This window comes from Halomonas sp. AOP27-A1-41 (assembly GCF_052378605.1).
Lineage (GTDB): Bacteria > Pseudomonadota > Gammaproteobacteria > Pseudomonadales > Halomonadaceae > Vreelandella > Vreelandella citrativorans.
On record NZ_JBQSXT010000012.1, the window covers coordinates 104,676 to 119,615 of the forward strand.

Consider the following 14,940-nt stretch of genomic DNA (forward strand, 5'->3'; position numbering starts at 1 on the left):
AACGAACGAAAGCCCCACGGCACACCATGGGGCTTTCGGCAACGAACCATAAATTTCAGATGGCAGGTTTTCAAAAGCCTATTAACCGGTATGACGGCCTTGAAGCTTATCCAGTAGCCGATCAACCATGCCGACGCCCGGCCCGACGCTCTTATGAAATAGCTCAGAATGAGGTGCGCTAGGGTGCGGCCGTGTCGGCGCTAGCTTTTTGGCAGCGTCGACTTTATTCCCCAAGTCGATAAGTTCATCAACGGGTATATGATTACGTAGTTTGGGAAATTGGTCGGACTCTTCATCATCAATGTGGTGGCGAAGCTGCTTTTCCATCTCTTTAGTCAACGGCATAAACGTGGGGTCTGACGCATCGACATCCTCTAGCTTCTTCATCACGTTGACCAATTCATCATGCTCTCTCTTATCGTGCTCAACTTCATCACGCCCATTAGGAATATGTTTCTCCATAGCAGGGTAAACATACATTTCCTCAGCAACGGCATGGCGCATCACTTCGGCAATAGCGGCGTCTATCAAGACTCGACGTTGCTCGGGGTCGTTACTGCTTTCTACTTGGGCAAGTAGCTCCAGCATTTCCTGGTGGTCAGTCGTTAAAATATTGATGACGTCCAACCCGTTTCCTGTCTGGCCTTGCGTGTGGTTATCCATACCCTTCTCTCCCTCTTATTCAGAATCCATGAGCCGCCAGCTCCATTTCAAGCTAGCTCGCCTGACCGGTATTTCCAAGCTAACAGCCCGTGACCTAATACATGTTAAGAAGGTTTTTAAAACTGATTGGCAGGTGGCTGACATCGTATTCAAGCCGCACGCCATCAGCTACGTTATAAAAGGATTTCAAACCAGGGAGCGGATGATGGCGACGTTTATGGTGTATCGAGCGGTTCAGGAAGGCGCTGAAATTGATGCCCAGCCTGAGTGGTGGGTCGTAGACTTGCGTGAGGAGGAAGAAAGAGATGGCGATTTGGTACGCAAACGTTGTGCGACCAAGCCTGAAGCCGATGAAGCCGTTAATGAACTTAACAAAAAATATGCAACGACTTAGTAGTATCGATAACAGTACGACGGCTGAACATCCACCAGCCTGACAGCTAACAGGCTGGTGGACGATAATAATGTAGCAAGCAGAAGGAGGCCGCTATTTTTTACCCGTTAACGATCTAAGCAGCGTCTCAACCTGGTGGTCGCCCTCGCCTTCATTATCCAACTCCTCTTTCGCCAGCTCTTTTTTATTTCCCACGACGGCATTGCAGGCACTGCAGTAGATATTGTCATCTTCGTCTGTGTTTTCAGGGAAACGGTAGTCTTCGCTGCCACATTGGGCACATCGTTTCGGAAATGCCATTTAAACTTACTCCTTGTGTTGTGTGCGACATACCTTTACAGCTTAGCTGAGAAGTGAATTAACTGCGTATGTGCACCTATAGCACATTCAGCGCCTAGCTCTCTTGTGGTGGATACGGGTTCTGCTTTAATAACGTGGCCAAGTGAACACAATTAAGCGCCAGGCCTGCCGTAGCGCTCTGAGTCGCTTCTGGTGTCTTCTCAAAATCCTTGAGGTCGACTCCCTGCATGGCTTCACCCACCCAATAGGTGCATGCGTTGGCAGGAAGGGTAAAACCAACGTCGTTTAGCCCCTGAAACAGCTCGGCAACAATATGATGAGCGCCATCTTCATTACCTACCACCACGACACCGGCGACCCGACCATACGAGACCATTCGTCCCTGCTCATCGGTTTCGCCAAGAAACGCATCCAGTCGCTCTAATACACGTTGACAGATACTGGAGTGATGGCCCAACCAGATAGGGCTACCCAGGATGAAGATATCGGCATCCAGAATCTGCTTTCGTATTTGCGGCCAATCATCACCCTCACCTTCATCCGATGTCACACCGGGCTTAATATTAAAATCCGCAGCACGGATTTTCTCGCCAGTGACGCCATGGCGCTCAAGCGCTGCCAAGGCCTCGGATATAAGTCGATCACAAGAAGACGCTGCGGGTGACGCTTTAAGCGTACAGTTGATAGCCAAGGCTTTTAACGGCATGAGACTCTCCTTTTATGCGGCTTGGGGTGTCAGTGCTTGCGAAGCTTGGGGGTTACCTGCCGGGCGAACTGCCGAAACGAGGCTTTAACCGTACCCAGCGCGTCGGGGTCGCCGTGCAAAAGCGCTGACATATAGGCTTTCGCCTGCTCGGGCTTTATATGCGGCGGGATCGGCGGAACATCAGGGTCAGTTATAACTTCCAGCACAACGGGGCGGTCAGCACTTAAGGCCTGCTCCCAAGCATTCGCTAGCATCTCGGGATCGCTGACCTTAATGCCCTTGAGCCCAATAAGCTCAGCATATTCGGCATAAGGAAAGTCAGGGAGATCCTGCGAGGCTTCATACTTCGGGTCGCCTTCCATTACCCGCATCTCCCACGTGACTTGATTAAGGTCCTGGTTATTAAGCACCATAACGATCAAGCGTGGGTCCGCCCACTGCTGCCAATACTTGGCAATGGTAATTAACTCCGAATTACCGTTCATCTGCATGGCCCCGTCCCCAACCAATGCAATGGCCACCCGTTCGGGATAAGCGAACTTGGCGGCTATCGCATAGGGAACGCCATTTCCCATCGTGGCAAGTCCGCCAGAAACCGATGCCATCATGCCACGGCGTAATTTGAGATCACGTGCGTACCAGTTAGCAGCGGAACCGGAATCGGTGGTGAGAATGCAGTTATCAGGCAGGCGCGGCGACAGCTCCCAAAAAACACGCTGCGGGTTAACCGGGTCAGCCTCCGCCATGGCACGCTCTTCAAGCACTTCCCACCATTGGGCAACACTTTTCTCAATATCTTGACGCCAACCACGATCTGTTTTCTGCTCTAAATAGGGCAACAGCGCTTGTAAAGTAGTCGCGCTATCACCCACGAGGTTCACCTCCATTGGGTAACGCATACTCACCTGGCGCCCATCAATATCGATTTGTACACCCCGGGCCTGCCCCTCCTCCGGTAAGAATTCCGAATAGGGGAAGCTTGAGCCAATCATCAATAGCGTGTCGCAGTTGGCCATTAACTCCCAGCTTGGGTTAGTACCCAGTAACCCGATAGATCCGGTAACGAAAGGCAAGTCGTCAGGAAGCACTGCACGCCCCAGTAGCGCCTTAGCGACACCAGCGCCTAGCCTGTCAGCCACCTGAATAATCTCATCGGTCGCATTCAGAGCCCCAGCACCCACTAGCATCGCCACTCTCTTTCCTTCATTTAACACTTGGGCGGCTTGGCGCAAATCATTGTCATGAGGCACGGTAATGGGGCTTGAGTAGCCCACGCCCGAATGCACAGTACCGTGAGCATGCGCAGGTGTTTCAACCGCTGGCTGGGACTGAAGGTCATTGGGAATGATGATAACCGTTACGGTCCGCTCGGCCAGTGCTATACGGATAGCGCGGTCAATAAGGTGGCGTATTTGAGCTGGGCTGGTCGCCATATGCACGAATTCATGGGCGACGTCTTTGAAAAGCGACACCAGGTCGACTTCCTGCTGATATTCACCACCCAGGGCCGCACGTGCTTGCTGGCCAACAATGGCAACGACTGGCTGATGATCTTTTTTGGCATCGTACAAGCCATTAAGCAGATGAATGGCACCAGGCCCGGAAGTCGCGGTACACACACCAACTTCCCCCGTAAACTTGGCATGAGCACACGCCATGAATGCCGCCATCTCTTCATGACGGGCTTGCACGAACTCGAACTGGTCACCCGCTCGTTGTAATGCCCCCATGATGCCGTTGCTGCCATCCCCCGAATACCCGAAAATACGTTTAACACCCCACTCACCCAAACGTTGAACCAGAAAATCACCTACCAGCTGCTTACTCATTCAAGCCTCCATGGCAAAGCTACGCCTTAGCTCGTCACTTTCATATAAATGTTCACTAGGCCTATAGGTATAGATACGGGTATCAGCAAAGGTCAACTTGGCAGGGCTTTTTGTTAATTATTATTAAACAACAACCTGTAGAGTAGGCTAGTTTGGTTGCTAAACGGTCATGTTCATTTTTTAATTCTCATGGATTACCCACCATAACGAAATGTATGCCTCGCACCTGAGAAGAATTTAGTGATTTCAATGCCAACTATTTTACACTTGGGCAAGGCGAACCCAACGTAACCGACGATATAATCTAGCTATACGTTATTTACTTTTACGCTTAAAGCAAGAAGCCCGACCAGAGGCCGGGCTTTAACGTTGCATCCTTGTACACTCCGCAAGCTTCCTGCCTGCCCATCCTTAGGGAGTCTTCCTGACTCACTACTCCTTGCTGAACATCCTTGTCCAGTGGGTTGAGATTGCCACACTAAAAATAGCCTGTAAGTAACATAGTATAATTGATAGTAAAAACGCACTTATTTATTAACCTGCAGTAACTCTGTTAGTTAGCCAACTAGCCAAACAATGAGGCCACCTGCTAATCCACTTCGGGTTAAGTAGTAGAAACTTAGCCATAAGTAGTTATAACTATAATCTTATTTATCATACTTATTGAGGACGCCATGCACTCTAATACAAATTAACAATAAGAAACGTTCTTTTGATTTAAAAATAGTATGTAACATTAGATGAAAAAAGGCCTATAGTCTTTCATCACCTGTATTCGGGTTGATACATAACTCATGGAGGAGAAAGTGATGATCGCTGTTCATCAGGGTACCAAAATTGCGTTTTCAGCTATTTACCGGCGTTTGGTTATCAACCAGCTTATAACGATGTAGCGTGATATTTAGTTCTGCGACCCTTGGCTAGCCGTAACGACGTCTAGGCCAAGGGTGGCGGAGTCTATGAGAGTTTTCAGCCACAAGCGGTTCAATCAAACTTTCTTTTTATCTCCGGTAATTTCATCGGTGACTTTTCGCAATCCCCTTTCAATCGGATGCTCATCATCATTATCACCTGTCACGCTAAACTCTGAGTTCGCCCCCCCGCTGTATATTTCTGCACCACAAGTGCCACACGTTGGGAGGGCATTTTCCGTATCGTTTGCGTCGGCGATATATTCCTTACCACATTTCTGACACTTATCGACATGTTCCATGACCGTTCTCCTTTTTCCTATATCACTTCAACCTTAGAAGAAAGAAATGGTTCCATAAAGTCCGGGCAAGCCGATAACCACGCAGAGTGGTCCTATTGCATCAGACTACCGCCCGCGTCGTCGTCAAGCGCGATTCCCTGGACGCCTATCTCCGCCTCTAATGACAACAGGTAGTGGCGCAATGCGCGCCGCGTTGCCTGTTCCTCCAGGTGATGGCGAACACGTTCGGTAACGGCTTCGTAAGGCAGCAACTGCCCTTCCTCGCGGGCATCAACCACCACCAAGTGCCAACCATAGCGGGAGGCAATGGGCCGCTCATGGAGGCCGTTGGGTAAGTGGTGTAGCACTCGGTCAAGTTCAGCAACCGTTTGCCCTTGGGCCAACCAGCCGAGCTCCCCACCTTGGGTGTTGGAAGGACACGCTGAGTGGCGCTGGGCAAACTCCGTAAAGCGCGCAGGATCGTCCTTCAATGTTTCCAGCAGTGTTACGCCTTGCTGATAGTGTGCATCCCGAGCCACAGCATCTTCAGGCGCCGCAGCCAGCAAAATATGACGCACCTTTAAGCGTGTGGGCTCACTAAAACGCTCGGGGTGGTGCGCATAAAAGCGTTGGCAATCTTCGGTGCTGGGCTCCGGCACGTTCAGCGCTTGCTCTAGAAGCTGTGCAATCACCTTGTCATCCGCTGTTTCATTATCAGCCAATAACCCTTGCGCCTGGGCCTGCTGACACAGCAGCTCACGGACAACCAACGCCCGCGCAGCCTTAAGCTGGGCACTCCCCGCACTGTCTGACGGGTGATACTGCATTTCATGGGCAATGTCGCTTTCTTCAATAGCGCGGCTGCCCACCTGTATCAATGGTAGCGTGGCTTCACTTGGCAGCGCTTCGATATCAATCATTTGCATAACAACTCTCCTGATAAATTAGCGCTTAGCCGCGTTTACGCACTAATTGATAGCGCCGGGTCAGATAACCGAAAGGCGCGCTCCATACATGCACTAGCCGAGTGAAAGGGAACAACAGGATAATGGTTAGCCCCAAAAAGATATGCAGCTTGAATATCCAGGAAACATCTTGCAGATAGTTCGCTGCGCCGCCGTTAAAGAACACAATGGCCTGTGCCCAGCTTGCCAATGTCAGCATCATTTCGCCATCCATATGGCCCAGCGTGAAGAAAATGGTCGTCAGCCCAAGGCATGCCTGAATAAGCAAAATAGCCAGAATCAGCGTATCCATTTTACTCGATGAGGCGCGCACACGTGGATTGAACATCCGCCGATAAAGCAGCATCGCCCCGCCGATCACACACAACACGCCGGCAATACCACCAATCACCACGGCAAGCAGTTGCTTGGTGCTAGGGAGAAGAAAGTGCTCATACATCCAGTGTGGAGTAAGCAGACCAACCAAGTGGCCAAAAAAGATGGTAATGATGCCGATATGGAAGAGATTGCTGGCCAGGCGCATGTTTTTGGTCGACAGCATCTGGCTGGAGCCGGTCTTCCAGGTGTATTGCCCGTAGTCAAAACGCACCAGGCTCCCAAACAGAAATACGGTACCGGCGAGATAGGGATAGTAGCCGTAGATAAAATGCTCGAGGTAAGTCGTAATAGCGGACATTGAGATTCTCCTGTTAACGACCCATTGCCGGAGGCTGGGCTCCGGGAGAGAGAATGCGAACGGCATCGTGTTGAACACCCTGCTTGCGTTCAGCCAAGCGACGCCCTTCGGCAGATTGCAACGCACAGTCCTCGTCGGATGCCGCAGAAAAGCGTACGGCTTCCTCTTCCCATACGGCATCCAGCGCTTCGGGGGTATTGTCAGGCTTTTCCGCCTTCACAACGGGGCGATGCGCGTTTATGTCCGCTTCGGCGCCGATGAGCGCCAGCAGCGCATGGGTCACCAGGGCATAGTCGCTATCACGCTCTTCCAGGCGAGCGGCAAGTAACGCCAGAATATGGCGAATATTGCCAATCCAGCGGGCCATTTCCGCATCGCTTCGCGTGGAGAGATACTCCAGGAACAGCGGTAAATAGTCAGGAAGCTCCCGGGCGTCTAGCTCAAAACCCGCCTTTCGATACTCATCCATGAGATCCACCATGGCCTGGCCACGCTCTCGTGACTCTCCGTGTACGTGTTCAAACAGCAGCATCGATGTAGCCCGACCCTGTTCGAAAAGCGCGACATACTCGGCTTGAAGGCTTAAAAGCTCGCTATCGGCAATTTGCTGACACCAACTCATCAAACGTTGGCGTAACGAAGCGGGCCAGCGATTCTCCGCGGCCACGATCTCGACAAGCTCCCCTACGGCCTGCTGCAATTCAGCTGTTGGGTAGTCAAGCAACCGCGACAGTACACGCAGGCTGCGCATGGTCTGTTGCTCTGGGGTCAAGAGCGGTTCTGCCAGATTACTCATGACGAGCCTCCTCGGATTGCGCCTGCGGATCAAAAACATTGACCGGCTTCACCATCGTGCTCTCAACAGGCCGACCGTTGAACAGGTTCGCTGTGCTCTCGCCGTTGCACCCGTCACCAAAGGTGAATCCGCACCCACCCCGTTCCGGGAAGGCGTCGCGCGCCATCTCGCGGTGGCTGGTTGGAATCACGAACCGATCTTCATAGTTGGCGATTGCCAGATAGCGGTACATGTCCTCCACCTGAGCAACGCTTAGACCCACATCTTCCAGCACGCTGATATCCGCTTCTCCTTCAACATGCTTACCGCGCATATAAAGGCGCATCGCCATCAAACGCTTAAGCGCGAGCACAACGGGGGCTTCTTCCCCGGCGGTCAGCATATTGGCCAAGTACTTCACCGGGATGCGCAGCGACTCAATTTTTGGCATCACGCCATCGAACTCGACCTTACCCGCTTCGGCCGCAGACTGAATGGGCGACAGCGGCGGTACGTACCAGACCATGGGCAGCGTGCGGTATTCAGGGTGCAGCGGAAGCGCCAGCTCCCAATCAATGGCCAGTTTGTAGACAGGCGATGCCTGAGCGGCCTGAATGACGTTGTCGGGAATACCGTCTTTCTTGGCTTGGGCAATGACCTCAGGGTCGTGAGGGTCCAGGAAGATGTCGCGCTGGCGATGGTACAAGTCCTGCTCGTCGGCGGAGCTTGCGACTTCCTCAATGCGGTCGGCGTCATAAAGCAGGACACCTAAATAGCGAATACGCCCCACGCAAGTTTCTGAGCAGATGGTTGGCTGGCCCGACTCAATACGCGGATAGCAGAAAATGCACTTCTCGGATTTGCCGCTTTTCCAGTTGTAGTAGATCTTCTTGTAGGGGCAACCGGAAATACACATCCGCCAGCCGCGGCACTTATCCTGGTCAATCAGTACGATGCCGTCTTCTTCACGTTTATAAATGGCGCCACTGGGGCAGCTTGCCACGCAGGTAGGGTTAAGGCAGTGCTCACACAGGCGTGGCAGATACATCATGAAGGTGTTTTCGAACTGGCCGTAGATATCTGCCTGCACCTGTTCAAAGTTGATGTCCTTGCGACGCTTGGCAAACTCGGTGCCCAGAATTTCCTCCCAGTTAGGGCCCCATTCAATTTTCTTCATGCGCTCGCCAGAGATCAGTGAACGCGGGCGGGCTACCGGCTGGTGCTGGCCGGGCTTGGCAGTGTGCAGGTGCTGGTAATCAAAGGTGTAAGGTTCGTAGTAGTCATCAATAGCGGGTAAGTCGGGGTTGGCGAAGATATTGGCCAATACACGCCATTTACCGCCAATGCGTGGCTCGATCTTGCCATCACGGCTGCGCATCCAGCCGCCCTTCCACTTGGCCTGGTTTTCCCACTCTTTGGGATAGCCGATACCCGGCTTGGTCTCAACGTTGTTGAACCAGGCATACTCGACACCTTCGCGGCTAGTCCAGACGTTTTTGCACGTTACTGAGCAGGTGTGACAACCAATGCACTTATCAAGGTTGAGGACCATGCCTACCTGAGAGCGAATTTTCATTTCACGGCCTCCTGAACGTCATCCTGGCCTTCACCATCCAGCCATTCGATATGCTTCATCTTGCGTACCAGCACGAACTCATCGCGGTTCGAGCCTACGGTTCCGTAGTAATTGAAGCTGTAAGCGAGCTGGGCGTAGCCGCCGATCATATGAGTGGGTTTAGGGCAAACACGCGTCACAGAGTTATGAATACCACCACGCGTGCCGGTAATTTCCGAACCGGGGACGTTCACCTGACGCTCCTGGGCGTGGTACATCATCACCATGCCATCCTTAACGCGCTGGCTGACCACGGCGCGGGCAGCAATCGAGCCATTGGCGTTATAAACCTCTATCCAGTCGTTGTCCTGAATATCGATATCGGCGGCGTCAGCTTCGGAAAGCCACACCACGGGGCCACCGCGGTTCAGCGTCAACATCAGCAGGTTGTCGGAGTAGGTGGAGTGAATCCCCCACTTTTGGTGCGGTGTCAGGAAATTCAGTGCCTTGCTTTTGAAGCCGTTATCCTCGGGCAGCTTGAAATTTTCCGCGGCGCGAGTATTGATCGGTGGGCGATACACCAACAGGCTTTCGCCGAAGTCGCGCATCCAGGCATGATCCTGATAGAACTGCTGACGGCCACTGACCGTGCGCCACGGAATCAGCTCATGAACGTTGGTATACCCGGCGGTATAGGAGACGTGCTCATCCTCCAGGCCCGACCAAGTGGGGCTGGAAATGATCTTGCGCGGTTGCGCCACGATATCGCTAAAGCGGATTTTTTCATCCTCTTTAGGTCGTGCCAGATGCGAGTGGTCGCGCCCGGTAATTTTGGAGAGTGCCTCCCACGCCTTGAGTGCTACCTGGCCATTGGTTTCTGGCGCCAGCGTCAGTACGGTTTCTGCCGCGTCAATAGCGCTTTCGATGTTCGGGCGCCCTTTTGCCGGGCCTTCATGCTTAACGTGATTCAGTTTGCCGATCAGTTCTATTTCGCTATCCGTGTTCCAACTGATGCCTTTGCCACCATTACCGAGCTTTTCAAGCGCCGGGCCAAGTGAGGTAAAACGCTCGTACGTGGCGGGGTAATCGCGCTGTACTTCTATCAATGCAGGCATGGTTTTGCCGGGGATGGGCGCGCACTCGCCTTTTTTCCAATCCTTTACATCTATCTGCGCAAGCTCGCCCGGGGAGTCGTGCTGCATGGGGAGCGTGACTAAATCCGTCTCTTCGCCCAAGTGGCCCACACACGCTTTCGAGAACGCCTTGGCGATGCCTTTATAGATGTCCCAATCGCTGCGCGATTCCCAGGCAGGATCGGTGGCAGCCGTTAGCGGATGGATAAACGGGTGCATGTCGGAGGTATTAAGGTCGTTCTTTTCATACCAGGTCGCCGTGGGTAGCACGATGTCCGAATAGAGGCAGGTCGTCGACATACGAAAATCAAGCGTGACTAATAGATCAAGCTTGCCTTCAGGCGCCTCGTCGTGCCATTTGACCTCTTCTGGCTTCTGCCCGCCAAAATCGCCCAGGTCTTTACCCTGAATGCCATGCCGAGTCCCCAGCAGGTACTTGAGCATGTATTCATGCCCTTTACCGGAGCTACCCAGCAGGTTAGAACGCCAGATAAACATGTTACGCGGGAAGTTCTGGGGGTTATCCGGGTCTTCGGCAGCAAAAGAAAGCTCACCGGCTTTTAATTGCTGAACGACATAATCCTTGGTGGCCATGCCGGCGTCTTTGGCCTTGCCCGCCAAATGCAGCGGATTCGTGGTTAGCTGAGGAGCAGACGGCAGCCAGCCCATACGCTCGGCGCGTACGTTGTAGTCGATCAAGCTGCCGGTATGACGACGTGGGTCAGCCAGTGGCGAAAGGATCTCTTTGATCTCAAGCTTCTCATAGCGCCACTGCGAAGAGTGGTTATAGAAGAATGACGTAGAGTTCATATGACGTGGTGGGCGCGTCCAATCAAGCCCAAATGCCAAGGGCAGCCAGCCCGTTTGGGGGCGCAATTTTTCCTGGCCGACATAGTGTGCCCAGCCGCCGCCGCTCTGGCCAATACACCCGCACATGATCAGCATATTGATCAAGCCGCGGTAGTTCATATCCATGTGGTACCAGTGGTTCATACCGGCACCCACGATAATCATGGAACGCCCACGTGTCTTGTGGGCATTATCGGCAAATTCCCGCGCGATACGAGTACACTGCTCTGCCGAGACGCCGGTAATTTTTTCCTGCCAAGCGGGGGTGTAGGGTTTTATCTGGGCATAGTCGGTAGCGCCATCGTCCTCACCCGCTTGACCAAACCCACGGTCGATACCGTAGTTGGCACACATCAGGTCAAAGACTGTCACCACCAGCACGCTGCTGCCATCGGCTTTTTGCAGCCGTTTAGCGGGCAGGCTATGGAACAAGCGGTCGCCACTCTCGCCTTCTACATGCGCAAAGTGCTTATGCTCGATACCGCCGAAATAGGGAAAGGCCACGCGCGCGATGTCGTCATGGCGCTCGGCAAGGCTCAAGAGAGGTGAAATTTCAACGCCATCGGCATCCAAAGACTCCAGGTTCCATTTACCCTGGTGAGCTTCTTCTTCCCCCCAGCGGAAACCAATAGAGCCCTGCGGTACCACCAGCTGATCACGTGCGTCATCCCAAACCAGTGTTTTCCATTCAGGATTATTTTCCTGCCCCAGGTGATCAGCAATGTCACTGGCGCGCAGTTGGCGTCCGGGCACAAGAGAGCCATCATCGCGTGGCTCCAGCTCGACCAGGCAGGGCATATCGGTATACCGGCGCACGTAATCGGTAAAGTAGGCGCTGGGATTTTCAAGATGAAACTCTTTGAGAATGACGTGGCCCATGGCCATGGCGAGTGCTGCGTCGGTGCCCTGTTTGGCAGAGAGCCACTCATCTGTGAGTTTGGAAACCTCGGCGTAATCGGGGGTAATGGAAACGGTTTTGGTGCCCTTATAGCGAACCTCGGTGAAGAAGTGGGCATCTGGTGTGCGGGTCTGAGGCACATTCGACCCCCAGGCAATGATATAGCCTGAGTTGTACCAGTCGGCAGATTCGGGAACATCGGTTTGTTCGCCCCACGTCATCGGCGAGGCGGGTGGCAAATCGCAGTACCAGTCGTAAAAGCTCATGCACACGCCACCGATTAACGACAGGTAGCGGCTACCGGCGGCGTAACTGACCATCGACATGGCAGGGATAGGCGAAAAGCCAATGATGCGATCAGGCCCGTACTGTTTGGCGGTATAAACGTTGGAAGCCGCGATTAACTCATTAAGCTCATCCCAGTTGCCACGAACAAAGCCACCCATGCCGCGGGCGCGTTTGTACTCTTTTGTTTTGGCCGGGTCTTCAACAATAGAAGCCCAAGCCTCTACTGGGTCACCTTTTTCACTTAACGCTGCACGCCAAAGCGCCAGCAGCGGTTTACGGATAAGGGGATACTTAAGGCGGTTAGCACTGTAAAGATACCACGAGTAGCTTGCCCCTCGAGGGCAGCCGCGAGGCTCATGATTAGGCAGGTCGGGGCGTGTACGTGGGTAATCGGTCTGTTGAGTTTCCCATGTCACCAGGCCGTTTTTGACGTAAATTTTCCAGCTACACGAGCCGGTACAGTTAACTCCGTGGGTAGAGCGGACGACCTTGTCGTGTTGCCATCGGCGGCGGTAACTGTCTTCCCACTGGCGGTCTTCCTGGCGAACTTCGCCGTGGTCATTGGCAAAAGGCTCGCGCGTTTTGCGGAAAAAATTTAGCCGGTCAATGAAATGACTCATGGTCGATCTCCCTGGCGCCAAAAAGAAAGCAATGCCTAAACAGGCGTCTTGGAAATCGATTCTGAGCGATTAAAACGGCAATATCTGCCAGGTTACCTCCATATAACCCCACCCTACCTCTTAAGGGATACGCGGCTAAAGACCACAGGTGACGACGTTTCATTCATGGCAGTAAATCAGACAAGATAGCGATGAAACTCCGTATAACCCCTCAGCGAAAAGAGGTGGTTCTTGTTCACAAGAAGCTGTTTTAATCCAGAGATAAACGTATGATTGAGCACTATTTTGCGGTTAAGCATCTTCATATGGCGGCCGCCTATGCGAGCCTCGCCTTCTTTATAGTACGTGCTTATTGGTCAGTCACTGAGCGACCGATTCTTAAGGCGCGCTGGGTCAAGATACTCCCTCATATCATCGATACGGCGCTTCTAACCTTCGGCGTGCTATTGGCCATCATGCTGAGCTTCTGGCCACTTCCGCCATGGCTCAGCGCCAAAATCACCGCGCTGATTGTTTATATTCTGCTCGGCACAATGGCGATTAAACGCGGTAAAACGCCAGCCATTCGGGCCGGTGCCGCCGTGGCAGCGGTGCTTGTATTTATCTATATACTGGGCGTTGCGATGCATCGGACTCCGCTTTCATGGCTAAGCTGATGACGCTACCTATAAAAAGTGACGCCATTAACGCGCATTACTCACCAGGCGGGAATAACATACCGGCATGAAGTTGGTAGAGGTCTGGCTGATGCGCTTCCGCAATTCGGGTGACGCGTTCGATTCCCTCCTCCAACAAGTGCACCTCTATTTGGCGGCGGTCTTCACGTCCTTGACGGCGCTCAACGAGTGATAGCTGCTCACAGCGATCGATCAATGCCACAGTGCCGTGATGCTTGGCTTGCAGCCGCTCGGCAAGCTCACCTACCGTTGCCCAATCACGCTCAGCAAAGCCGCGTAAGTGCAGCAACAGCTGGTATTGCAACGCGGTGAGCCCATGCTTGCGGCAGATATCTTCGCTGCGACGTAAAAAACAGCGTAACTGATAGCGAAACTGGGATAGACGCTCGAAATCTTCCTTATCAAGCTCGCCTTTTTGCACTGCTGTTTTTTCTGCCATGGATGCTCCTTAACGTGCTCGTGACGACTTTTCCCCGCTTGACAATACCGAAGACGTCCTCTAAAAATAAAATATCATTATATGATATATAGCCGTTTAATTTTAAGACACCAAGAGGTAGTTGAGATGAATGTACTGACATTTTTCAAAATGCCCTTTAGTCATCGCGCTGGTTGGCAAGCGCTTAAAGCGAACTCGCCCTCCATTCCGACGTTAGCGTGGTGTGTGGTTCTTCCCATGTCGTTATTGCCCCCTTTAATGCTCTATTATGCAGGGACGCATTATGGCGATACCTTTATGACCGGTTTTGCTGAAAGGGAATGGCGGTTTATTACGACGATTCTTTTTTTGGCCGAGCTGCTGACTTTTTTTATAATGGGCTGGGTTATTCACGCAGTCGTCAATGGTGTCGAGCAACTTTCAATTAGCTATAAAAATGCCTATTTGCTTGCCACACTCGCTCCTCTTCCCTTATGGATTTCATCCCTTGCGCTATGGGTGCCCTCGTTATTTTTCAATATGATCGTCGGATTGGCGGCTCTAGGCGTTTCATGCAGTCTGATTTATCACGGCTTGCAAGCGCTCTGCACTCGTAACGAGCTGGATGTTGCCACTATATCAGCCACTTATACTATTATGTCAGCCGGCATTCTTGGATGGGGTGTTTTGCTCGCGGTTGTTTGGGCTTACTAAACACCGTTGAACGCCATAGTTCTAGCGCATTTTCAATGTGCGAAGACGTCGCTTGTGAGCACTAAAAATAACGCTCATCAGAAATACTCAAATCTAAAAAAACCACACGCCTCACTTTTTTAAGTTTTACGTGATAGGCCTCTTAACCAACCATTATATTGACGAGAGACAAAGAAGATTACATGATTCATCAGGATACGATGTATCTGCTTCTCATATCTTTCGATAAGTAATATAGTCATTTATCGTTAGCCACACCGTCGGCTTCAGCAGCTTTTACTTATCTTT

The 14,940-nt window shown here is 52.3% G+C and carries 14 protein-coding genes; 3 read left to right on the forward strand and 11 right to left on the reverse strand.

The features are described 5' to 3' along the window. Nucleotides 1–81: 81 nt before the first annotated feature. Nucleotides 82–663, reverse strand: a complete 582-nt coding sequence (locus ACT3TC_RS09995) for a hemerythrin domain-containing protein (RefSeq protein ID WP_444639908.1) — start codon at nucleotides 661–663, stop codon at nucleotides 82–84. Between the two features lie 28 nt (nucleotides 664–691). Here ACT3TC_RS09995 and ACT3TC_RS10000 point away from each other — a divergent pair, with 28 nt between their 5' ends. Continuing rightward, nucleotides 692–1,057 carry a hypothetical protein gene (locus ACT3TC_RS10000; protein ID WP_444639910.1) on the forward strand — a complete coding sequence of 122 codons (366 nt, stop codon included), beginning with the start codon at nucleotides 692–694 and terminating at the stop codon, nucleotides 1,055–1,057. A 93-nt stretch (nucleotides 1,058–1,150) separates the two neighbouring features. On the opposite strand, the gene ACT3TC_RS10005 is transcribed toward ACT3TC_RS10000, so the two are convergent. The 9 genes from ACT3TC_RS10005 to ACT3TC_RS10045 all read right to left on the reverse strand — a co-directional run bounded on the left by ACT3TC_RS10005 (nucleotide 1,151) and on the right by ACT3TC_RS10045 (nucleotide 12,843). Further along, nucleotides 1,151–1,357 carry a hypothetical protein gene (locus tag ACT3TC_RS10005; protein ID WP_193056413.1) on the reverse strand — a complete coding sequence of 69 codons (207 nt, stop codon included), beginning with the start codon at nucleotides 1,355–1,357 and terminating at the stop codon, nucleotides 1,151–1,153. Nucleotides 1,358–1,451: 94 nt separating this feature from the next. Continuing rightward, a complete protein-coding gene (locus ACT3TC_RS10010) occupies nucleotides 1,452–2,063 on the reverse strand; it encodes a flavodoxin family protein (RefSeq protein WP_444639911.1) in 612 nt (203 codons plus the stop codon). Nucleotides 2,064–2,092: 29 nt separating this feature from the next. Beyond that, nucleotides 2,093–3,892 carry a thiamine pyrophosphate-requiring protein gene (locus ACT3TC_RS10015; RefSeq protein ID WP_444639913.1) on the reverse strand — a complete coding sequence of 600 codons (1,800 nt, stop codon included), beginning with the start codon at nucleotides 3,890–3,892 and terminating at the stop codon, nucleotides 2,093–2,095. 988 nt (nucleotides 3,893–4,880) lie between these two features. Continuing rightward, a complete protein-coding gene (locus ACT3TC_RS10020) occupies nucleotides 4,881–5,105 on the reverse strand; it encodes a hypothetical protein (RefSeq protein ID WP_172116663.1) in 225 nt (74 codons plus the stop codon). A 92-nt stretch (nucleotides 5,106–5,197) separates the two neighbouring features. After that, nucleotides 5,198–6,010, reverse strand: coding sequence for a peptidylprolyl isomerase (locus ACT3TC_RS10025; protein ID WP_444621628.1), 813 nt, complete (start codon nucleotides 6,008–6,010; stop codon nucleotides 5,198–5,200). A gap of 25 nt (nucleotides 6,011–6,035) precedes the next feature. Next, nucleotides 6,036–6,725 (reverse strand): respiratory nitrate reductase subunit gamma, encoded by a 690-nt coding sequence (gene narI / locus ACT3TC_RS10030; RefSeq protein WP_441679318.1) that lies wholly within the window; start codon nucleotides 6,723–6,725, stop codon nucleotides 6,036–6,038. Nucleotides 6,726–6,738: 13 nt separating this feature from the next. Continuing rightward, on the reverse strand, nucleotides 6,739–7,521 hold the full coding sequence (gene narJ, locus ACT3TC_RS10035) for a nitrate reductase molybdenum cofactor assembly chaperone (protein WP_193054578.1): 783 nt from the start codon (nucleotides 7,519–7,521) through the stop codon (nucleotides 6,739–6,741). Continuing rightward, nucleotides 7,514–9,076: a nitrate reductase subunit beta gene (narH, locus tag ACT3TC_RS10040; protein ID WP_193056418.1), complete on the reverse strand. Its 1,563-nt coding sequence runs from the start codon at nucleotides 9,074–9,076 to the stop codon at nucleotides 7,514–7,516. Before narH ends, narJ begins: the two co-directional genes overlap by 8 nt. After that, complete coding sequence (locus tag ACT3TC_RS10045; RefSeq protein ID WP_444639915.1) at nucleotides 9,073–12,843, reverse strand: nitrate reductase subunit alpha; 3,771 nt, start codon at nucleotides 12,841–12,843, stop codon at nucleotides 9,073–9,075. Before ACT3TC_RS10045 ends, narH begins: the two co-directional genes overlap by 4 nt. A 269-nt stretch (nucleotides 12,844–13,112) precedes the next feature. Between ACT3TC_RS10045 and ACT3TC_RS10050 the strand changes: the two genes are divergently transcribed. After that, nucleotides 13,113–13,499: a SirB2 family protein gene (locus tag ACT3TC_RS10050; protein WP_172116668.1), complete on the forward strand. Its 387-nt coding sequence runs from the start codon at nucleotides 13,113–13,115 to the stop codon at nucleotides 13,497–13,499. Nucleotides 13,500–13,536: 37 nt separating this feature from the next. Here ACT3TC_RS10050 and ACT3TC_RS10055 read toward each other — a convergent pair whose 3' ends face one another. Further along, nucleotides 13,537–13,959, reverse strand: a complete 423-nt coding sequence (locus ACT3TC_RS10055) for a MarR family transcriptional regulator (protein WP_192527006.1) — start codon at nucleotides 13,957–13,959, stop codon at nucleotides 13,537–13,539. Between the two features lie 126 nt (nucleotides 13,960–14,085). Between ACT3TC_RS10055 and ACT3TC_RS10060 the strand changes: the two genes are divergently transcribed. After that, entirely contained in the window at nucleotides 14,086–14,652 is a 567-nt protein-coding gene (locus ACT3TC_RS10060; RefSeq protein ID WP_192527102.1) for a YIP1 family protein, read from the forward strand. The last annotated feature ends 288 nt before the right edge of the window (nucleotides 14,653–14,940 follow it).